Source organism: Nitrosopumilus zosterae, assembly GCF_025998175.1.
GTDB lineage: Archaea > Thermoproteota > Nitrososphaeria > Nitrososphaerales > Nitrosopumilaceae > Nitrosopumilus > Nitrosopumilus zosterae.
On sequence record NZ_AP026695.1, the window covers coordinates 1,250,070 to 1,270,550 of the forward strand.

27 protein-coding genes and 1 tRNA gene are annotated in these 20,481 nt (G+C 35.0%); 7 read left to right on the forward strand and 21 right to left on the reverse strand.

Annotated elements, in window-relative coordinates:
- Positions 1-8 precede the first annotated feature (8 nt).
- Positions 9-989: a porphobilinogen synthase gene (hemB, locus tag OO712_RS07635; protein ID WP_109876236.1), complete on the forward strand. Its 981-nt coding sequence runs from the start codon at positions 9-11 to the stop codon at positions 987-989.
- Positions 986-1,297, forward strand: a complete 312-nt coding sequence (locus OO712_RS07640) for a hypothetical protein (RefSeq protein WP_109876237.1) — start codon at positions 986-988, stop codon at positions 1,295-1,297. The genes hemB and OO712_RS07640 overlap by 4 nt, the downstream gene beginning before the upstream one ends.
- Here the strand turns inward: OO712_RS07640 and OO712_RS07645 are convergent.
- Positions 1,294-1,914: an HD domain-containing protein gene (locus OO712_RS07645; protein WP_109876238.1), complete on the reverse strand. Its 621-nt coding sequence runs from the start codon at positions 1,912-1,914 to the stop codon at positions 1,294-1,296. The genes OO712_RS07640 and OO712_RS07645 overlap by 4 nt on opposite strands.
- Positions 1,915-2,532, reverse strand: coding sequence for a hypothetical protein (locus OO712_RS07650; RefSeq protein ID WP_109876239.1), 618 nt, complete (start codon positions 2,530-2,532; stop codon positions 1,915-1,917).
- A 186-nt stretch (positions 2,533-2,718) separates the two neighbouring features.
- Here OO712_RS07650 and OO712_RS07655 point away from each other — a divergent pair, with 186 nt between their 5' ends.
- Complete coding sequence (locus OO712_RS07655) at positions 2,719-2,841, forward strand: hypothetical protein (RefSeq protein WP_263970050.1); 123 nt, start codon at positions 2,719-2,721, stop codon at positions 2,839-2,841.
- 31 nt (positions 2,842-2,872) lie between these two features.
- Here OO712_RS07655 and OO712_RS07660 read toward each other — a convergent pair.
- Positions 2,873-2,973 (reverse strand) — tRNA-Leu (locus OO712_RS07660).
- A gap of 120 nt (positions 2,974-3,093) precedes the next feature.
- Here OO712_RS07660 and OO712_RS07665 point away from each other — a divergent pair.
- On the forward strand, positions 3,094-3,408 hold the full coding sequence (locus OO712_RS07665) for a single stranded DNA-binding domain-containing protein (protein WP_109876240.1): 315 nt from the start codon (positions 3,094-3,096) through the stop codon (positions 3,406-3,408).
- Between the two features lie 501 nt (positions 3,409-3,909).
- Here OO712_RS07665 and OO712_RS10705 read toward each other — a convergent pair.
- On the reverse strand, positions 3,910-4,863 hold the full coding sequence (locus OO712_RS10705) for an ATPase V (RefSeq protein ID WP_425342906.1): 954 nt from the start codon (positions 4,861-4,863) through the stop codon (positions 3,910-3,912).
- Between the two features lie 136 nt (positions 4,864-4,999).
- On the opposite strand from OO712_RS10705, the gene OO712_RS07680 reads away from it, so the two are divergent.
- Complete coding sequence (locus OO712_RS07680) at positions 5,000-5,311, forward strand: hypothetical protein (protein WP_109876278.1); 312 nt, start codon at positions 5,000-5,002, stop codon at positions 5,309-5,311.
- On the opposite strand, the gene OO712_RS07685 is transcribed toward OO712_RS07680, so the two are convergent.
- Positions 5,300-5,968: a phosphatase PAP2 family protein gene (locus OO712_RS07685; RefSeq protein ID WP_109876279.1), complete on the reverse strand. Its 669-nt coding sequence runs from the start codon at positions 5,966-5,968 to the stop codon at positions 5,300-5,302. The two genes, OO712_RS07680 and OO712_RS07685, sit on opposite strands and share 12 nt — an antisense overlap.
- Before the next feature lie 122 nt (positions 5,969-6,090).
- Here OO712_RS07685 and OO712_RS07690 point away from each other — a divergent pair, with 122 nt between their 5' ends.
- A complete protein-coding gene (locus OO712_RS07690) occupies positions 6,091-7,317 on the forward strand; it encodes a phosphoglycerate kinase (protein WP_109876280.1) in 1,227 nt (408 codons plus the stop codon).
- Here the strand turns inward: OO712_RS07690 and OO712_RS07695 are convergent.
- The 14 genes from OO712_RS07695 to OO712_RS07760 all read right to left on the reverse strand — a co-directional run bounded on the left by OO712_RS07695 (position 7,310) and on the right by OO712_RS07760 (position 18,743).
- Positions 7,310-7,657, reverse strand: coding sequence for a hypothetical protein (locus tag OO712_RS07695; RefSeq protein ID WP_109876281.1), 348 nt, complete (start codon positions 7,655-7,657; stop codon positions 7,310-7,312). The genes OO712_RS07690 and OO712_RS07695 overlap by 8 nt on opposite strands.
- A 1-nt stretch (position 7,658) precedes the next feature.
- Entirely contained in the window at positions 7,659-8,102 is a 444-nt protein-coding gene (locus OO712_RS07700; protein ID WP_109876282.1) for an iron-sulfur cluster assembly scaffold protein, read from the reverse strand.
- A complete protein-coding gene (locus OO712_RS07705) occupies positions 8,099-9,343 on the reverse strand; it encodes a cysteine desulfurase (protein ID WP_109876283.1) in 1,245 nt (414 codons plus the stop codon). The genes OO712_RS07700 and OO712_RS07705 overlap by 4 nt, the downstream gene beginning before the upstream one ends.
- A gap of 3 nt (positions 9,344-9,346) precedes the next feature.
- Positions 9,347-9,655 (reverse strand): Rieske (2Fe-2S) protein, encoded by a 309-nt coding sequence (locus OO712_RS07710; RefSeq protein ID WP_109876539.1) that lies wholly within the window; start codon positions 9,653-9,655, stop codon positions 9,347-9,349.
- A 5-nt stretch (positions 9,656-9,660) separates the two neighbouring features.
- Complete coding sequence (gene sufD / locus OO712_RS07715) at positions 9,661-11,061, reverse strand: Fe-S cluster assembly protein SufD (RefSeq protein ID WP_109876284.1); 1,401 nt, start codon at positions 11,059-11,061, stop codon at positions 9,661-9,663.
- A gap of 25 nt (positions 11,062-11,086) precedes the next feature.
- Positions 11,087-12,487 carry a Fe-S cluster assembly protein SufB gene (gene sufB / locus OO712_RS07720; protein ID WP_109876540.1) on the reverse strand — a complete coding sequence of 467 codons (1,401 nt, stop codon included), beginning with the start codon at positions 12,485-12,487 and terminating at the stop codon, positions 11,087-11,089.
- A 181-nt stretch (positions 12,488-12,668) separates the two neighbouring features.
- On the reverse strand, positions 12,669-13,469 hold the full coding sequence (locus OO712_RS07725; RefSeq protein ID WP_109876285.1) for a uroporphyrinogen-III synthase: 801 nt from the start codon (positions 13,467-13,469) through the stop codon (positions 12,669-12,671).
- On the reverse strand, positions 13,469-14,209 hold the full coding sequence (cobA, locus tag OO712_RS07730) for a uroporphyrinogen-III C-methyltransferase (protein ID WP_109876541.1): 741 nt from the start codon (positions 14,207-14,209) through the stop codon (positions 13,469-13,471). Before cobA ends, OO712_RS07725 begins: the two co-directional genes overlap by 1 nt.
- Positions 14,206-15,141: a hydroxymethylbilane synthase gene (gene hemC / locus OO712_RS07735; protein WP_109876286.1), complete on the reverse strand. Its 936-nt coding sequence runs from the start codon at positions 15,139-15,141 to the stop codon at positions 14,206-14,208. Before hemC ends, cobA begins: the two co-directional genes overlap by 4 nt.
- On the reverse strand, positions 15,138-16,412 hold the full coding sequence (gene hemL / locus OO712_RS07740; RefSeq protein ID WP_225866814.1) for a glutamate-1-semialdehyde 2,1-aminomutase: 1,275 nt from the start codon (positions 16,410-16,412) through the stop codon (positions 15,138-15,140). Before hemL ends, hemC begins: the two co-directional genes overlap by 4 nt.
- Positions 16,413-16,801: 389 nt before the next feature.
- A complete protein-coding gene (locus tag OO712_RS07745) occupies positions 16,802-16,924 on the reverse strand; it encodes a hypothetical protein (protein ID WP_263970052.1) in 123 nt (40 codons plus the stop codon).
- A 234-nt stretch (positions 16,925-17,158) separates the two neighbouring features.
- Positions 17,159-17,395: a hypothetical protein gene (locus OO712_RS07750; RefSeq protein ID WP_109876288.1), complete on the reverse strand. Its 237-nt coding sequence runs from the start codon at positions 17,393-17,395 to the stop codon at positions 17,159-17,161.
- Positions 17,396-17,661: 266 nt separating this feature from the next.
- Positions 17,662-18,339, reverse strand: coding sequence for an MIP/aquaporin family protein (locus OO712_RS07755; RefSeq protein ID WP_109876289.1), 678 nt, complete (start codon positions 18,337-18,339; stop codon positions 17,662-17,664).
- Positions 18,339-18,743, reverse strand: a complete 405-nt coding sequence (locus tag OO712_RS07760) for an arsenate reductase ArsC (RefSeq protein ID WP_109876542.1) — start codon at positions 18,741-18,743, stop codon at positions 18,339-18,341. The genes OO712_RS07755 and OO712_RS07760 overlap by 1 nt, the downstream gene beginning before the upstream one ends.
- Positions 18,744-18,783: 40 nt before the next feature.
- On the opposite strand from OO712_RS07760, the gene OO712_RS07765 reads away from it, so the two are divergent.
- The gene (locus OO712_RS07765) at positions 18,784-19,083 is read left to right on the forward strand and encodes an ArsR/SmtB family transcription factor (RefSeq protein WP_109876290.1); all 300 of its coding nucleotides are present in this window, start codon (positions 18,784-18,786) and stop codon (positions 19,081-19,083) included.
- Here OO712_RS07765 and OO712_RS07770 read toward each other — a convergent pair.
- The gene (locus OO712_RS07770; RefSeq protein WP_109876291.1) at positions 19,080-19,382 is read right to left on the reverse strand and encodes a P-II family nitrogen regulator; all 303 of its coding nucleotides are present in this window, start codon (positions 19,380-19,382) and stop codon (positions 19,080-19,082) included. The two genes, OO712_RS07765 and OO712_RS07770, sit on opposite strands and share 4 nt — an antisense overlap.
- Positions 19,379-20,464 (reverse strand): sodium-dependent bicarbonate transport family permease, encoded by a 1,086-nt coding sequence (locus OO712_RS07775; protein ID WP_109876292.1) that lies wholly within the window; start codon positions 20,462-20,464, stop codon positions 19,379-19,381. The genes OO712_RS07770 and OO712_RS07775 overlap by 4 nt, the downstream gene beginning before the upstream one ends.
- Positions 20,465-20,481 lie beyond the last annotated feature (17 nt).

Genomic DNA, 20,481 nt, shown 5'->3' on the forward strand with positions numbered 1-20,481 from the left:
TTTTCATCATGTCATTTCCTGCAAGACGTCTTCGCAGACTAAGAACATCTGAAAAAATGAGAGAATTGATTCAACAAACCACATTATCTCCAAAAGATTTCATTTGCCCAGTATTTGTTCAAGACGAACTAAAAACAAGAGTAAAAGTGGAATCAATGTCAGAAATTGAAAGGCTTCCATTAAAAGACGTAAACGATGAGGTAGGAACAATTAGCGATTTAGGAATTCCTGCAATCATGCTTTTTGGCATTCCAGCTCAAAAAGATGAGGCAGGCACTTCAGCATTTGATGATAATGGAATTGTTCAAAATGCAATATCTCAGATCAGGAAAAATTTTGGCAATAAAATAGTGATAATGGCAGATGTTTGTCTGTGCCAATTCACATCTACTGGACATTGTGGAATTATTCAAGGAGATAAAATTGATAACGACACCAGTTTAGATACACTGGCAAAAATAGCTGTTAGCCAAGCAAAAGCAGGTGTAGATACAGTATCACCATCAGCAATGATGGACGGTCAAGTTGCTGCGATTAGAAGAGCGCTTGATGATGAAGGATTTACAGATGTTTCAATAATGTCTCATTCAGCTAAACATCGTTCAAACTTTTATTCACCATTTAGAGATGCTGCAGAATGTGCACCAAAGTTTGGAGACAGAAAAACATACCAAGTCCCATATACAAATGCAAGAGAAGCAATGATGGAAGTCGAAACAGACATCAACGAAGGAGTAGACATTGTGATGATAAAACCAGCATTATCCTATTTAGATTTAATAGCAGAAACTAGAAAAAAATTCAACATCCCAGTTTCTGCATACAGTGTTTCTGGAGAATATGCTTTGGTAAAAGCTGCATCACAGTTAGGATATGTAAATGAAAAAGATATCACAGAGGAAATACTATATTCAATTAAAAGAGCAGGGGCAGACATGATAGTAACATATTTTGCGAAATCTGCTGCAAGATTTCTTCAAGAGTCATGAGAAACGACGAGCGTTTTGAGATTCAAAGAGCATTTGATTTATTGCCACATGTTATAGGCTCAAGTTGGGCAGTAATATGGTTCAGAATGAAAGGAATCAAAAAACCCACAAGAGACGAATACAGAGAAAAGACACTAGAATTTTTAAGAAAAATAGAACCAGTTTTTGAATCTTATCCAAAAGAAGAGGGATTTCTAGACATCATCAAATACATAGAATTTAGAAAAAATGAGGAATATGAGAAGATAAGATCAGGAAAAAACAAAGAAGTTGAAACCAGATATGACAGATATGTGGATTATGGCTAAATCTCATGTTTTAGTTGTTTTAAAAAATTCTTTAAGACAATAGTCCTCTTCTTTGCTTCTATTTTGCCTGATTTTGTATTCATTAAAGATTCCAGTTTGAGTAATTTTTTAAAGAAATGGTCTATGGTCCATATTGAATCATCAGGTGTTCTTTGTTTACAAAAAGGATCATTTGGATCATAAAATGGACGCTTTAAGGAACCACCAGTTGCAAAAACTCGAGCAAGTCCAATTGCACCCAACGCATCTAATCTATCTGCATCTTGAAGAATTTTTCCTTCAATGCTAGATGGAACTTTATTTTGTGAGAAGCTATGATCTCGTATTGCATTAGAAATTATTGCAATTTCTTCATTTGAGAAACCGTATTTTTTTAAAATATTTTTAGATTTTTTTGCACTCTCAATCGAAGACATTTTAGAACGCTTGTCAGATTTTGGATAAGATATCAAATCATGTAATAAGGCAGCGCTTAAAACAAGTTTTTCATTTGCTTTTTCTTTTTTGCATATTTTTTGAGCATTTTTGTAAACTCTCATAATGTGATCAAAATCATGTGCAGAATCATTTTCAATTCTTTTTTTGACTTCATCTTTTAATAAATCAAGTACGGACATCTAGATTCTCCAAATTTTTGGTTTTACAAATTTTATTTTTTTCTGAGTTATTAAAACAGTCCAATTAATAGACGCAAACAAAATTATGGCACCGATTCCTGCACCATCAATTAACAGAATTCCAGTTAGACGATCTTCAAAGATTTCAAAAAAGGGTCTCAAAACAGCATCACCAAAATAAATCATTATGACATAAGAAATTGTTCTACCAAACCAAAACCCTGCATAGATACTTATGCTCTTGGCACGCATTAACCCATAGGCGATAAATAGCATATTGCTTGGAAGAGGTGTGGCTCCAAATAGAAAAGATGCAATCACATAGCCGTATTTTTTCCGATTCAGGTAATCGCCAATTATGTCAAGATTAGTTTTCTGTTCTTCTCCAACAAAATTGCGGAATAATCCACTAATTTTTTTGAGAAAAAATCTACCAAGAGTGGCACCAGAAGCACCCACCATTGCAAGAAAAAGAACATTCAAGCTTGGATCTAGAAGATAAAACGAGGTTAAAACAATCCAACTTGGAGGCATCAGAATAGGAGCAGTATTTACTCCAATTAACACAAGAAAAATTCCAAAATACGAATATTCGCTAAAAATTTCAAAAATATCCAAGTTCTTTCAAAAATTCTATCTCTTTTTTGTTTCTAAACCCTTGGATCGGCACTTAGTCATAAAAAAATTTTATTATGATCTAAAAAATTAAAAGAATTACAAGTTTTTCAAAACAATGATCATGTTTTCTAATAATTTGGATCAATCATGCAATATCTTTATAAGCAATTTGTGCCTACACTGTGTATGTCCGAGATGGTTTGGAAATGTTTTAGATGCAATCTATCTTTCAAGGACGAAGAATTAGCTGAAATGCATAAAAAAATATCAAAACATTCTACAACCAAAGTTAAAGCACTAGTTGCATAATTTTTCCGACAATATTCATGAATTAATGAAATGCAGAGGGTGGGATTTGAACCCACGAACTCCTGAGAGAAGGGATTTCCTATTATGAAGATCTTGAGTCCCTCTCGGTTGACCGGGCTTCGATACCTCTGCACTGAGATTGGGTAAACACCGATATTTCTCGATTACTATTATAAAAAAACAGAATAGTGATCTGAATTTCCATTATTTTTTGAGAAAGCTTATAATCGTGCTAATTCGATTCAAAATTACATGACAGAATTCATACCAATTTCACAAGCAAAAAAAATGCGAAGTGGAGTTAATGTAAACGCCCAAGTAAAAAGCAAAGGAGATCCAAGAACTGTAAATCTCAAAAGTGGAGGAACAGTGGATGTCTGTGATGCAATAATTGCTAATGGTGAAACAGAAGATGATCAAATGAAGCTCACTTTATGGGGAGACGATATCAAGGCAGTTAATGTTGGAGATACCGTTGTTATCACAAACGGATACACAAATGAGTTCAAAGGTGAAGTATCTCTAACCAAAGGCAAATTTGGTCAAATGGAAATAAATCCTCAATAATTTCTTTTATTGTTCTGATTATTTTTCAGATCTGTTAACATCACTGTAATTCCGATAACCAAAATAATTATTCCCAGTAATACCCTGAAAGAAAAGAGCTAATGATATTCACAGTTGAAGAAGAGGAATTTAAAAAAGAACAAAGTTTCTCAGAACTGAAAACATTGCAATGAAATCAATATTGTTAATTCCAATATGTTTAGTTTCTAGATTTATTGTGTAATTGAGTAATTTCTAACATTGCAAAAAGAACAGACACTACAAGAAAAATAGGCATACCTCCAGGCATAATTTGAATTTCGTCTGAAATTTCATGAAACATTTCTTCAAACGATGAACAGATAATTACTTATTTTAGAAATAATATTTGGAATAATTAAGGATGGAATTGAAAGCGAGATTAATACAAAAACCAATCAATTACAGAAATAATGGATTCGAATCTCTTTAGAGAGACATGACAAAATCAAACAAATTTTTGTTTTAAAAAATTGTAATAAGTTATCGTTTAGATTTCTTTGCTGGTTTCTTTTTAGCTGCAGTCTTTTTTGCTGGTTTCTTTTTAGCTGCAGTCTTTTTTGCTGGTTTCTTTTTAGCTGCAGTCTTTTTTGCTGGTTTCTTTTTAGCTGCAGTCTTTTTTGCTGGTTTCTTTTTAGCTGCAGTCTTTTTTGCTGGTTTCTTTTTAGCTGCAGTCTTTTTTGCTGGTTTCTTTTTAGCTGCAGTCTTTTTTGCTGGTTTCTTTTTAGCTGCAGTCTTTTTTGCTGGTTTCTTTTTAGCTGCAGTCTTTTTTGCTGGTTTCTTTTTAGAAGAGAGGCGTTTTTTTGCCAAAAATTCACGTAATTTTGAGGATGTCTTTTCTAATGTACTTTTGACAGATTCTTCTGTTTTGATTCGTCTTTCCAATTCTTTTTCAAGTTTTTGGACAGCCTTACGACTTGCTGTCATGGTTTCACGCAATGTTGGCTTTGATTGGAATTGTTTTTTGATTTTAGAATCAATTTTTGATTTTACATCAGAATAATTGGCAACTTCATCAGAGATTTTTTTAGCTGTTTTTTGTCTATTTTTAATCTCAGTTTCTAATTCTTGAATATGATCATTTAATGAGCGCAATCTGGCCTCAGCATTCTGTTTTTCTTCAGGGTTTTCAGCAAATTCGATTTCTTGTTGAACCAGTTCAAGTGCCTCTTTTTCGCTAGACAGTTTTTCCTGTGCTGCAGTCACTAGTCTGTCAATACTCTCCAACTGAGAGGTTTTTTGGGTAAGCACTGTAGACACGTCAGAAACATCTTCTCGTTCAGATTCAATTTTTTTGTCAATTGTGTGCAGACCAGAAGAAGATCGTCTTTCAGCAGAACGATTTTCTTTTAATTGGTTTTCAGCTTGTTTTCTTAGCTTGGTTGCTTCTTGTTTCTTTTTTTGTAATTGAATTACTAATTTTTCTAACGATGCCAACGATAAAATCAAACAAAAAGAGTCGGTTAAGTTGTTAATATAATCAGGATTTGACTTACCAGTTAAGAAAATTAACTAACTTTGATCGCAAAAGCCATTTTTTAAAAAATATTAGTTAAAAGAATTAAGTAAAAGCATGGATTTTCATCCAAAAGACTTGCCGATATCAAAGACATATGATCTAAAAGACGAAAAAAATGCCATGGAGGCAGTTGAAGACATGATAAGAATTGGATTTAAAAAAAGGAAAGAAGGATTCAAAGTTCTCATGCCAAAAGAATCAAAAATTGCTAAAAGAATCGGATACACAGTAACTACGGGAGTAACACATGGACTCAGACAAAAAAATGAAATTCGAGACATCAGATATTGGACATATCATCACGACGATGAACATTATGCAATAGTTTTAATCAGTAATTCCGCATTGGCAGACCTAGGTTTTTGATTTATCAAAAATTTTGTAAAGTTTTGTTCTTTTTGCCATAACTCCAGCAAGCATTACTCCGATAACAATACCGCCAATCACATCCATTGGATAGTGTTGCAAAACATAGATTCTACTAATGGAAATCATAGCTGGATACAAGAACATCAGATATGCTCCACGTGGAAACCTATCTGAAAGTGCATACCCCAATATTATCGCGAAAATCATAGATCTTGCGGCATGTCCAGAGGGATATGATGCATCAAATCCACCCTCACAGAATAATGCAAAAGTATCTTTACTGATTGGTACTGGAAATGGGGCACCCTTGTACTCAAAATCAGGCCTATCTCTATCCACCCCACATTTGATATATCCTGTAAGAAGTGTGGAAATAACAATCAGGATCATCAGAGTAATCCCAATCCTACGAGTTTTTGGAATTAATAACATTAGAATTCCAAATCCCAACATCCAAAAAACCTCCCCACTTTCTGTAATGTATTGCATAATGATGTCGAGTGTTGAATCACCAACATGTTCGGAGAAAAATAAAACAACTTCTTGATCAAAGATTTCAGTAATTCCAGAATAAACTAAACCAGTAAGAATAAGAAACAATAATGTAAGCAGCACAAAGGAACGTGACCTAATATCAAAAATCCAATTTTGCAATTAACTAGACCTCAAGTATGTTGCTTTTAATTTTTATCGACGGAAAATCTTTAGAAGTGTAAATCACAGATTGTGAATAAATTCGCCAAAATAATTATGATCGGCTCAAAGAATTTAACCAAGTGCATAATAGAAAAGTCGTGAAGGTACTCACACTAGATGATTTTGACTTAAAAGGCAAGACTGTTTTTTTGAGAGTCGACATGAATTGCCCAATAGATCCAGATTCAATGGAAATTTCAGGTACCAAAAGAATTGAAGAAGCAATTGAAACTTTGCAATCACTCAAAGAAGCCAAAGTGGTTGTTGCATCACATCAAGGTAGAGTTGGAAATGATGATTATACAGGGATGGACAAACATGCAAAAGTTCTCGAGAAATTAATGGGTAAAAAAATAAAATATGTAGAAGACACGATTGGAGAAGCTGCACAAAACGCAATTAGAAATTTACATGATGGAGAAATCCTACTGTTAGATAATCTAAGATTATGTGCAGAAGAAAATTACGAATTTACACCAGAAAATGCTGCAAAGACAATTATGGTTACGCGTTTATCCAAATTGTTTGATCTTTGTGTTTTGGATTCATTTCCCAGTGCTCACAGATCACATCCATCAATTGTTGGATTTCCACAAGTTTTACCTGCATGTGCGGGAAGAATAGTAGAAAGAGAAGTAAGAAATCTAGATGAGATTATGACTGTAGCCAAGGCACCGCATGTTATAGTTCTTGGAGGCTCCAAAGTTCCAGATAGATTAGAGGCAATCAAGCTATTGATTCAGAATGGAAGAGCAGATCATGTTTTGCTAACAGGAGTAATTGCCAATGTATTCATGCGCGCTCAAGCCAGAATCAAGTCACCTCTAGGAATTAAAAGAGAAGACGAAGTTGTATCAAAAGCTCATGCGTTAATAGGGGAATATCCAGATGTATTTGCCACTCCGGTAGATATTGCAATTGACAAGGATGGTGCAAGGGTGGAGATGGATGTAAGAGAGATTGCTAAAACAGACAAAATTTACGATTTGGGCCCAAAAACAGTAGAGTATTATTCAAAATTAATTGCAGGGGCAGGAACTGTATTTATCAGTGGACCAGCAGGATTTTTTGAAAAAGAAAATTTCAGTTATGGAACAAAAGCATTACTTGATTCAGTTGCAAACTCAATGGCAACGACCATCGTGAGTGGAGGACATTTAACATCAGTTCTAAAAAAATTAGGATTAGCAGAAAAAATTGATCATATAAGTACCGCAGGTGGTGCATTAGTGCTTTATCTTACAGGAGAAAAATTACCAATGATTAAAGCTCTTGAAGATGCAGCAATGAAATACAGATCTAAATAGAAGATTTACAAGAAGTGTTGGGACAAATTCTTTCTTCAGATATTCCAAGATAAACATCATGATTACACGAATTACAATGAAATTTTTCTACAGGATCAAATAGCTTCATCCATATGGTGGTAAAATTCTGAGCAATATTTCTCACAAGACCTGAATCACAAAGTTCATTAAAAAAAGATTCAGTATCATCGATTACCCAAGAAGGATCAAGATCACCATTTTCTTTTATGATTTCAAAAATTTCATCATTTGTGAATTTGCCATCAGGATCGTTGAATTTTTCAAAAATTATTTTTCGAATTTGTAAGGAGATTGGGATGGTGGGAGTAAAATCACTCATGCTAGTACAGATTTGCTGCCTCTTCTTTTAGTTTATCTACATCAGAAGTGTCTTCCAGATGTTTTCCAATGTATGTGTAAAGGGCAGATTTTAACACCTTGAGAGAAAGCAAGGCACATTTTATACGAACAGCCTGGAGATGTTCAAGACCGAGTTCGCTCAAGACATCATTTTTCTCAATTGCTCTTGCTTCATCAAGAGTTTTACCTTTTGTAATTTCAGTCAATACAGAAGAACATGCCATGCAAATTGCACACCCTTTTCCGTGAAATTTGATATCGCTAATTTTGTTTTCATCAATTTTCATGTCAATGTCTATGCTATCACCACACAGTGGGTTTGAATCATGAAAAGTGACATCAGGATTTTCAATTTCTCCATAGTTAATCGGATTTCTAGAGTAATCCACAATCATTTCATGATAAATGTCTGCATTACCACTCATAATTTGAACACCTTCGCTACAATATTTAACGAGTTTACAAGAATGTCAACATCTTCTTTAGTATTGTAAATGTAAAAACTTGCCCTAGATGTAGCTGCAACGTTTAGTCGCTCCATTAACACTTGGGCACAATGATGTCCAGAACGAACTGCGATTCCCTCCTCATCAATAATTTGGGCCACATCATGGGGGTGAACGTCTGCAAAATTAAAGGAAATAACACCACCACGTTTTGACATATCTTTTGTACCATAGATATGAAGTCCTTTAACTGCAGATAATTTTTCTAAAGCATATTTTGTTAGATCAATTTCATGTTCTCGTATGTTATCCATTCCAATTTTTGTAAGATAGTCAATTGCAGCTCCAAACCCAACTACATCTGCAATGTTTGGGGTGCCCGCTTCAAATTTGTATGGCAAGTCATTCCAAGTAGTTTCATACTTGTGAACTTCTCTGATCATATCGCCACCTCCATGGAATGGAACCATTGTGTCCAAGACGGATTTTCTAACCCATAAAACACCGATTCCTGTTGGACCTAGCATCTTATGACCAGAAAACGCAAAAAAGTCACATCCTAATTTTTCAATATCAACTTTCATGTGAGGCACTGCCTGGGCACCATCAATTAAGGTAAGAACACCTGCAGCCTTGCATTTTTCAATTATCTTTTCATAGTCAGTGATAGTTCCAAGAACGTTTGACATCAAGCTAAATGTTACAAGTTTGACTTTGCCTGTTGCAAGATATTTATCAAGATCATCCAAGATCAATTCCCCATTATCATCCATACCAATGTATTCTAATTTGGCATGCTTTTCTTGGGTAAGAAGTTGCCATGGAACGATATTGCTATGATGCTCATATTCAGTAGTAACAATAATGTCACCTTCTTTGATATGAGGCCTTCCCCATGAATAAGCAACGAGATTAATTGCTTCAGTAGTACCTCTAACAAAAATAATTTCTTGACGATCCTTAATATTGATAAAATTTGCAATTTTGTCTCTAGTTGCCTCATATGCCTCAGTGGCTTCTTCAGCTAGTGCATAAACTGCTCTGTGAATATTTGCGTTATGATGTTGGTAATAATCAGTAATTGCATCAATTACCTGATTTGGTTTTTGTGTGGTTGAAGCATTGTCAAGATAAACAAGTTGTTTGTTATCTCTAACAGTCCTTTCAAGTATTGGGAAATCTTTCCTTATATTTTCAAATAAAGATTCAGTACTTTGCATATCTTAAAGCTCCACGTAAATTTCGTTGGCATCTATTTTAACATTGTATACTTTGAGAGGGATTTCAGCAGGAAGATTTTGCGGTTTTCCATTATCCAAATTAAAAACAGAGAGATGCAATGGACACCTGACACCTTCGTCACTAAGAAAACCTGTGGAAAGATCTGCGTCAGCATGAGTACAGATCAAATCAGTTGCATGAATTTTCCCGTTAAGATTAGCGAGTAGTAATTTTTTATCACCATGGACAAACCCGAAAAGTTGTCCTTCTTTCACCTGTTCCAAATTACAAGCTTTTACCCATTCTGACAAAATTATCACCGATACTTGTAGTGTTGCTCAATCTCTGCGTCTTCATTATAACGTGTCTCCTCTATTTCAACAAACTTGGCTAATTCGGCATCAGTGTTAATTGTGAGTTCACGGTTTTCCCACTTGGATTCAATTAGATATGCAATCCATGCTCTTACTTGGAACGACATCTTCCTGGAAAGTGGCTCTAAGAACCCTTCAACAATAGTTCTTTCTGCCTCTTCATGAGTAAGACACCTAGTTTTAAGATAAAATATTTGCTCTTCGTCAATTTGTGCTACAGAAGCAGAGTGTGTGGCTTTTACATCATTTGTAAAGATCTCCAATCCCGGAATTGCGTCGGATTTTGCATCTTTATCCAGGAGGATGGAACGCCCGGACAAAAATGAATTTGATTTTGCGGCATGTTCTTTAATTCTAATCATCCCTTTGAAAAGAGATTTTGATTTGTTTCTAAGAATTGATTTTTCAACGACTCTGGCTTCAGTAGATGGGCTTTCATGATTAACATTAGTTTGAATGTCAAATGATTGCTCATCATTTCCAAATATTACTTCAGAGTCATTGGCAGATGCGCCATTGCCATTAAGAAAATACTCAATCTTGTACCTTGATAAAATGGAACCAAATAGACCAGAGTACCAATTTACTTTAGCATCTTGTGCCAAATCAGTACGTCTTGTAGAAAAGTTAACGGCATGCTGATCCATTAGTTGCAAAGTGGTAACATCTAATTGTGCATTTGCAGCAACACTGGCATTTAGTAATTCAAGATATGCCGGTTGCTTGTCGGTTTTAGGAGAATAGATTTCTTGGACAATGGTAGCTTTGCTATTCTCATCTGCAAAGATAATATTTCGAGCAATAGTTGAATGGCCATCTTCAGACAAACATGCCAAAAAGTGAATTGGTTTCTCCAGGATGAGATTTGAAGGTATGTGGATAAAGACTCCGGAATTAAATGCGGCATTGTTCAGTGCGGTAAATTTATCATCATTTGAGTTTGAAGCCTCGAGTGCTTTTTTTACCAGTTCAAAATTGTTTTGAATTGCATCAGATATTGAAGAGATAACGAGTCCTTTTGATTTTAGATCATCTGAGATATTGATTTTGTGAACGTTTGTACCAATCTGAATAATACAGGTTTCATTTTCTAACTCGGTTAGTCTTTTGTTTAAGAAACTTGGAATGGTTTCAGTAGTGGATGTTGAAAGTAATACTTTCTCAGGATCCATTTTTTTTGCATCAGTGTATTTGTTGTAAAGTGGAGACATTTCAATTGGGAGACTGTCATAGATAGACAATGAACTCTTTCTGTAATCTTTGAGCCATTCGGGTTCATTCCTTGACGATGAAATTTCATCAATATGGCTAGTGTTGAGTTTTGAAAGTGATTCTTGAGACATTTTTAATCAAAGTAAAATTGGGAGTTTATCCCACAGAGTCATCCATCTCTAATTTGATCAGTCTATTTAGCTCCACTGCATATTCCATTGGAAGTTCTTTTGTAAATGGCTCCATGAAGCCATTAACAATTAATGAAAGTGCTTCTTCCTCTGTAAAGCCCCTAGTCATCAGATAGAAGATTTGCTCATCACCGATTTTTCCAACTGTTGCTTCGTGCGTAATCGTGGCATCTTCTTGATTGATTTCCATGTATGGATAAGTGTCAGTCTTGGATGTATCATCTAGGAGTAATGCATCACATCTTACAGTGGCTTTTACATTTGTAGCACCTTTCGCCACATTTAGTAATCCTCTGTAAGTTGAACGTCCATCTAGTCTGCTTACTGACTTTGATGTAATTTTAGAAGTGGTGTTTGGGGCAAGATGAACCATTTTAGCACCTGTATCTTGATGCTGTCCCTTTCCTGCAAATGCGATAGAAAGTGTTTCACCATATGCTCGCTCGCCCATAAGATAGATTCCAGGGTACTTCATTGTTAGTTTACTTCCAATGTTTCCGTCAATCCATTCAACTGTTGCACCCTCATATGCATAAGCACGTTTTGTAACTAGATTGTATACATCACTGCTCCAGTTTTGGATTGTGGTGTATCTTAGTTTAGCATCTTTGTGTGCTACCAATTCTACAACTGCAGAGTGTAGAGATTCGGAAGAATAAACAGGAGCAGTACATCCTTCAATGTAATGAACTTCTGAGCCTTCATCAGCAATGATCAACGTTCTTTCGAATTGACCAATGTTCTCAGCATTAATTCTAAAATATGCTTGTAGCGGCATGTCGACTTTGACGCCAGGTGGAATGTAGATAAATGAACCGCCACTCCAAACTGCACTGTTAAGTGCTGCAAATTTGTTATCCTCAGGAGGAATAATTTTACCAAAGTATTTCTTGAAAATTTCCGGATACTCTTTAAGAGCTGCATCAGTATCTAAGAATAAGACGCCTTGTTTTGCCAAGTCTTCTCTCAGACTGTGATACACAACTTCAGATTCATATTGTGCACCAACACCTGCTAAGAATTTCTTTTCAGCTTCTGGAATTCCAAGTTTATCGAATGTTTTTTTGACACTATCTGGAACATCATCCCAGTTCTTCTCTACTTTGTCGGACGCTTTTGCGTAGTAGTAGATGTTTTGGAAATCGATAACACTAAGATCTCCGCCCCAAGTAGGCATTGGTTTTTTCATGAAAATTTCATAAGATCGTAATCTAAAATCAAGCATCCATTCTGGTTCGCCTTTCATCTTGCTGATGCTAATCACAGTTTCCTTAGACAATCCTTTCTTGCTAAGATGAACATAAAGTTCTGTAGAGTCTTTAAAATCATATTTGGAATAATCCATATCGAGGTTTTCAGTTGCCATGCCCATCATAACCCCGTTATATTATAAATACATGAGGAAAAATAGGCATAGCTAAATAGCTTGAGCTAAAATCTAGATCTTAGCAAGAAATTGAGATCAATTAATGCCCAAAAATTATTTTTGTGCTTGTATCGATTAGAAAGAGATGATTTTAAAAAACACCACAGAATTTAATCAAATTCTAACAGTCTGAAAGAATTTGCTTCATAGTATCAAAAGAGCCCAAAACAGTGTGAACCTGAGACACAGTATTTTTCACATTGAATTTTTTGAGTTCATCAGCTGTAAAAGGACCAATAGCAATCACAGATAACTTTTGTAAATTTTCAAGCAGTTTTGATTCATCAAAATCTTTTTGCATTATCTCAAAAAAGCCACGAACGGAAGAGGCACTAGTAAAAACAATACCATCTACTTTATCTTGAAAAAATAATTCTCGAAACTCATTCCACTGAGTAGTATCTCTAAATGCACATACATCATAAAGATGAATTTCCAACACATCAATTCCAATTTTATTCAATAGTTCTTTTAAAAATGGAGTTGATGCGCCACTACGAGGAACAATGACCTTTTTCCCAACTGCGTTGATTTGGGTGAATTCCTCACCAACACCAACAGATGAAAAAGTTGTAGGTTGAAGGTTTACTTTAATTCCCTCAGATTCAAGAGCGGCGGTAGTTTTTGGACCAACAGACATTACTATGGTATTTGCGACAGCTAGTTGCAATTTGTCTAATTTACCAACATCTTTTGCAGTATCAAACAACAGTTTTACTGCTTTTGAGCTCATAAAAACAGAATAATCAGGACAGTATTTCTCAACAGATTCCAAAAATTCATCAACAATTTTCTCCCCCTTACTTACAAGCTCAATTGTAGGTAACGGAAGTGCCTTTGCATGGTTTTCTTCGGCAAGTGCAATGAATTCAGATGCATCATCTTTTGAACGAGTGATTGCGATAGTTTTTCCATCAAGCATTATTTCCACCCAATACTTTCTGACAAATTAACTACATTTCCAATAATAATATTTGTGGGAGGGGTGATTTTATTTTCTTTAACTTTTTTTGCAATGTTTGTAACTGTTCCTTTAATCATTTTTTGATTAGGAGTGGTGCCATTTTGAATTACAGCTACAGGGGTTTTCGTATTCATTCCTCCAGCAATAAGTTGCTTGCAAATAACATCAATTCTTGAAAGCCCCATCATAATTACTATAGTATCAACAGATTTTGCCAATCTTTTCCATTTGACAATCTCCTTTTTCTTTTCAGGATCCTCATGGCCAGTTACAAAAACTACCGATGATGCATATTTTCTGTGAGTAAGAGGAATTCCAGCATATGTCGCAGAGCCAATTCCAGAAGTAATTCCAGGAACAATTTCATATTTTACCTTGTTTTCTTTTAGAAATTCTGCTTCTTCACCACCACGGCCAAAGATTATGGGATCCCCGCCCTTTAGTCGGACTACATTCTTTTTTGATTTTGCGTATTTTACCATCAAGTCATTAGTAGTATTTTGATGAGTAGTGTCATCTCCTACTGCCCGACCAACGTAAACTTTTTTGGCAGATTTTGGAATCATTGAAATAATTTTTTTGCTTACCAACCTATCATACAAAACAACATCTGCTTTTTTGAGTAATTCAACCGCACGCAATGTAATTAATTTATGATCTCCAGGTCCTGCGCCAACAAGATACACTTTTCCAGTCATGTAGTATTCCATTCCTCCACTTTTTCTCTCCAATTTAATGCAAGATCATTTACTCCTTTTTTACGTAATTCTTCGCCCACATTTTTGCCAAGAGATGCAGGATCATTTTTACTACCAGTTTTGGTTACATGTAATGATTGTTTTCCATCAACAGAAAATGCAGTAACTGTAAGAGTCATTTCGGTTCCGCTGGATTTCGCATACGCGCCAAGTGGAAATCTACATCCAGAATCCACATAGTTGGATAACGCTCTCTCTGCTTCAATTTCCAATCTAGAGTCTGAATCTTCAATTTTTTTCAACATAGAAATTGTGTTTGTATCATCAGATCTGGCAACAATCGCTATTGCACCTTGCCCAGGAGATGGAGAAAAATCATTTATTGGTAATGGTGAGAATTTTACATCAACACCTAGTCTTGAAATTCCAGCTTGGGCAAGAACGATAGCGTCAAAATTTTCTCCAGATGTTTTTTTTATTCTTGTTTCAATATTTCCGCGTATTGGTTTTACTGTAACATCAGGTCTTTTTCTTGAAACTTGAACTGCGCGTCTAAGCGAGCTGGTTCCAATAACTGCACCTTTTTTGATATTTTCCAAAGATGAGCCATCAGAGGAAATAAAGACATCATTTACTGCTTCACGTTTTGGAATACATGCAATCACGAGACTTTCGTCTAGCTCTGATGGAACGTCTTTTAGACTATGAACTGCAAAGTCTACTTCTTTTTGCGATACTGCTCTATCCACTTCTTTTTCAAAGATTCCTTTTTGGTTTATTGTAAATAATGGCCTTGAATCAGTATCGCCTTTTGTAGTGATGGATTTAATTTCATATTCAGATCCAGGATTCACTTTTTTTAGTTCTGATATAACCCAATTTGTCTGAGCTAGTGATAATTGACTTCCTCTAGCACCAACTATGTACTTCAATTTTTCACCGATTTTAATGCTGCATCATATGCATCAAGTGTCTTGTTTAGATCATTTTCAGTGTGAGCATCAGATAGAAAAACTACTTCAAACTGCGATGGTGCAATGAAGATTCCCTTTTTCAATAATGTTCTAAACATTTTTTGGAATTTCTTAGAATCTGCTTTTTTGGAAGTTTCGTAATTAATCACGGGTTTGTTTGTAAAGAAAATCTGAAACATCGATGCGGTAAAGTTAATTTGATGTGCAATATGCATGTCAGTGGCCATATCATCCAATGCGGTGGTAAACAAAAGATTGAATCTCTCAAGTTTAGAGTAGAGTTTGTTTTTCAATTTGTTTATTGTCTTAATTGAGCTAATTGCTGCACTGACAGATATAGGATTTCCAGCAAAAGTACTTGCCTGGTAGACTTTGCCCCCAGGAGACAATAAATCAATTATTTCTTTTCTTCCGCCAACTGCGGCAATTGTAAAGCCGTTGCTGAGAGCTTTGGCCATAGTAGTGATATCGGATTTAATTCCAAAATGCTCTTGAGCCCCACCAGGAGATACCCTGAATCCTGTAACCACTTCATCAAAAATTAGCGGGATGTTGTTTTCTTTGGTAATTTTTCGCAAATCATAGAGAAAATTTTTTTCAGGCAGAATCAAACCCATGTTAGCTAGAATTGGTTCCACTATTACTCCTGCAATGTCTTTGTTTTGGTTAATTGTCTTTTGAAAGTCTTCAATGTTGTTATACTGCACAACCAAAGTATTTTTTGAAACTTCATCTAATCCACCTTCTGAAACCGAAATGCCATTATGTGCAGAGCCAGAACCTGCTTTTACCAATACAGAATCATGTGCACCATGATAACATCCTTCAAATTTGATTATCTTTTTCTTTTTTGTAAAACCACGTGCCAATCTAATTGCAGTCATTGTTGCCTCTCCTCCAGTGTTGACTAGCCGGACTTTGTCAATCGACGGAAAGTTTCCAATGATTAATTTCGATAATTCAGTTTCAGCTTCTGTCGGAGTACAATAGAGAGTTCCTTTAGAAAGTTGGTTGGAGACTGCATTGATAATCTCTTTTCTTCTATGCCCCAACAGTAAAGCACCATATCCATTGCAAAAATCAATATACTTTTTGTTCTCGACATCCCAAAGATATGCACCGTTTGATTTTTTTGTAAAGAATGGATATGGTTCAAAATACCTAACAGGGCTATTCACTCCTGATGGGATGACTTTTTTTGAATCTGAGAATAGTTTTGAATTAGTCATCAAAATAGACTAAACAAGGTCATTATTATTCGTAAAAGACATGATTTTAGAGTTTTTTAGGTATGGAACATCCAATTAAAGGATCATCAGATTTTTCTTGTTTGCACCAACAATTTGGACTACAATTTGTCGACTTTTTAGTCATCAAATTCTCCTTTAATGTTCTTCCCATCATTGCAATCAAGATGATTCACTTGCGTGGATTCACGTACAGCCTGTTTGATGATGTCCGCCACTTCTTTTGACAATAGGAGTTTTGAAAATGAGGAATTGTCATGCTCAAGGAAGGGAGTAGCGCACATTAATCATACATACGCAAAATTTGTTAAAACATGATTGTAATTATTTTCCATAACAAACTAAAAGTTTGTAATCTATATAGAAAAAAGTTATCCAAGCTTGTTACAAATATCGTCACAGTTTGGACAAAATAATATATCGTCTGCAAACTTTCCACGTCTTAAAATCTCGGTTTCGTTATTTCCACATTTTTCACATTGTGTTTTTTGCATTATACTAGGTATTTTATTTTAGATCTAAAAAAATAACCTAAATGATTTATGGTAAATATGTAAACAGAAACAATTTACATAGTTGACTAACTAAAACCATATTCTTGTTTACAATCGTGAAATTTCGGTAATGATTTTACATTACAATTATGACATACATCTTGAAACAAAAAATTACAATGCTGGCACTTTAGATGATTCTTTAGAAACCAACCACATGCTCTGCAACATTCATCAGGCATTATATATTTGAGAATTCTTTGACGCCCAATCGAAATCTCTCAGTACAAATAAAATTCTCTTTGCAAGATAATTAGGAACTACATCTAAATCACATACAACTAAAATTAATCCTTCAGTATAGGGGAAAATTAATTCTAAGAAAGTTTCTCTTTGTACAGTTATGAAATTGAGTGGTCCAACTATATCATCGAATTCTTTACTAAGCGATGTTTGAAGGGTTCTTTGCATAAAAAACATCTCGGTTTCAGATTTAGACAGTTTTGTAAGAACACTATCATTACGAGATCGGGATTCAAAGACTCGCCCATTGTAGTTAATTGAGGATACGAAAAATATCCGTTCATTGGACTCCAAGATATCGTCACATAGGCGTGAAATGGCTAAACTCTGCTTAAAATCAGATGATATCATGACTAGCATTAGCAGAACAAAGACTAAAGCAGCAAGTAATTAGATTCGATAAAACTCCGTAGTCTATGTAGTTGACAGTATGGCTATAATTCTTGTTTCCTTTGTATCTCAAATTTTTTTCTAAATAAGAAAGCCACAATAATTGTTCCAACATAGGGTGCGCTCCAATAGAGCCACAAATCATTCATCATTCCAGACAACAAAGCAGGTGCCAAGGATCTTGCAGGATTCATTGATGCTCCAGAAATAAATGCCAAAAAGAAAATATCCAATCCAACTATACCGCCAATGGCAATGCCACTAAACCCTTTCAATCCTTTTGTATATACAACAGTGAAAATCACTGCCATAAGCAATGCAGATGCTAATACTTCTACTGGAAAAATCAAAAATAAAGAATAATCATAATTAGGAACGTTAGATCCTAGATTTGCGTCTTTTCCAATAAACGTCATTACAAACAGAGAGCCCAAAACTGCACCAATAATTTCTGCTGCAAAATACCAAACGATTTGAATTTTTGAGATATGCCCAGTTATGTAATAACCTATAGTTACTGCAGGATTGAAATGTGCAAGAGAGATTTTACCAAACGAGTAAACGCCGATGATTAACGCAACAAATGGAGCAGCAGCTGCAAACCATATACCGTATGGACCACCAATTTGAACATCATATACAATTGAACCTGTTGCAAAAATTACAAGAATGAATGTGCCAATCAATTCTACAGTAAAGATTTGAATGTTAGAATAGACCATTATTGTTCCTCTATTTTTTTAATGAGATTCAACACCTCATTTTTTATTTGATCACGAATCTCTCGTATTTTTTCAATATCCTTATCTTTTGGATCAGAAATATTCCAATCAATCACATCATTTACAAATAACGCAGGACATGATTCTTTATCCATACACCCCATATTGACAGTGATGGACTGTGAAATCATTTCATTTGTCAGTTCTTTTGGTTTTTGCTCAGTTATGTCAATGCCAACCTCTTTCATCACGTCAATGACAGTTGGAATAAGTTGAGATCGTGGCTTGGTTCCCGCACTAATTACATCAAGATGAGGTGCAAATTTTCTGAGAAACCCTTCTGCCATCTGGCTTCGGCCAGCGTTTTCTACGCACACAAAAAGAACTTTTTCTGGCTTGGCCATAAAATCAAATAAATATTGGTTCATATAAATTTAGATTGATATGAACGGAATTAGTCTCTTAAAATGTATTTGTGATGAGACAAGGTTTGGAATCCTAGAGTTACTGCAGAAAAACAAGGAATTGTGCGTAAATGATTTTGTCGAGAAATTAAAAAAAGATCAACCGCTAGTGTCACACCATCTAAAGACATTGAAAAAATGCGGCATTGTCAAATCAAGAGATGAAGGAAAAAAGGCAATGTATTCAATTTCAAATAATCAATTATCAGTGTTAATATCAAATATTACAAATGCAAGTAAAAAAATTCCGGTTTTGTGTTCTGAGGATTCCTGTTGTTAAAACTTTTCAGTCCTAACAACACCAACATCACTAACATAAAGTACAATAGCAAAATTTGCAAACAGCGTTCTAGATATTTCTTCAACAACATCAGATAGTTTCTCTTCGTGCATAATTACTTCAACTTTAACATTTTTTTCATTTTTAAAACCCTGACCACGTAACCCACGTGCGCCATTTCCATCAACCTCATAAGTTGTATATCCTGTTATTTCATGATTTTTTAAAATTTCAAGAATATTTTTTTGAGCAAGAATTTCACATACGATCGTAAGCAATTTTACATTGTAGAGTTTCATATCCAGTCCTTTATGACATAATTGAATAAGTCTATCGATCCTTCTCCGGTGTGAACAAAAGATGAGATTGCAAACATTATTGGCAATAATACAATGATGTTGTAAGGAAATGTAATTCCCAGTGCAGAGGTAATGTAAAGACTAGGTTTTGCTTGAGGGATTGTATGACGCAATACTGCAGGCGCTGCAATAAATGAAGCGCTGGCCAACAACAAACCAAACATCACTGCACCACCAAGACTTAATCCCAGTACGGTTGCAACTAAAACTCCAACAATTCCATTAAAAGTAGGCATAATTACTGCAAATGCAGTCAAAAAAATACCCACTTTTTTCATATCATCTAATCTTTGACCTGCAATGATTCCCATTTCAATCATGAAGATCACTATAGCACCGGTAAACATTTCATCAAAAACAATTTTGATTGAACTAAATCCATTTTCCCCAATAATGTATCCTATGATGATGCTTCCAAGCAGAATGACGATAGCTTTGCCAGTGATTGATTCATGTAAAACTTGAGACAGTTTTGTTTTGCTACTCTGTATTCCAATTTCAATGTCAGAGGCATCATCTGCTGTAAAAGATTTTTTCTTTACTTTGATTTGTTTTGAAACTGCCATGTTAGTCAAAAATATTGCCAGGATAAATGCAAGGGGCTCCAGCACAGCTAGGATAGCTGCAAGATATCCTTCTGATGAAACACCTTGGTTTTTAAGAAAAGATAATCCAACTGAAAAAGTTACAGCACCTACTGCACCATATGTAGATGCTAAAGCATACGAATCAAAGATATTGAATTTTCCCAGTCTTCTCAGAATTTGGTAGTGGTTTAACGTAAACAAAAGCGAAAGTCCAATTGCGGCCAACATTGGAATCAGCATATTCTCAAATCCAGTATTCCTCATCTCAATTCCGCCATGAAGACCAATTGCGGCTAAAAGATAGATTGGTAGAAATTCAGAAATTGCTTCAGGTATTTTCAAATCAGATTTTATTCTAGCTGCAATGATTCCAAACAAAAAGAACAGAATAATTGGAGTAAGGAGATTAGATTGAATTAATTGTAAAATATCCATTGCAATATTTCAAAAAA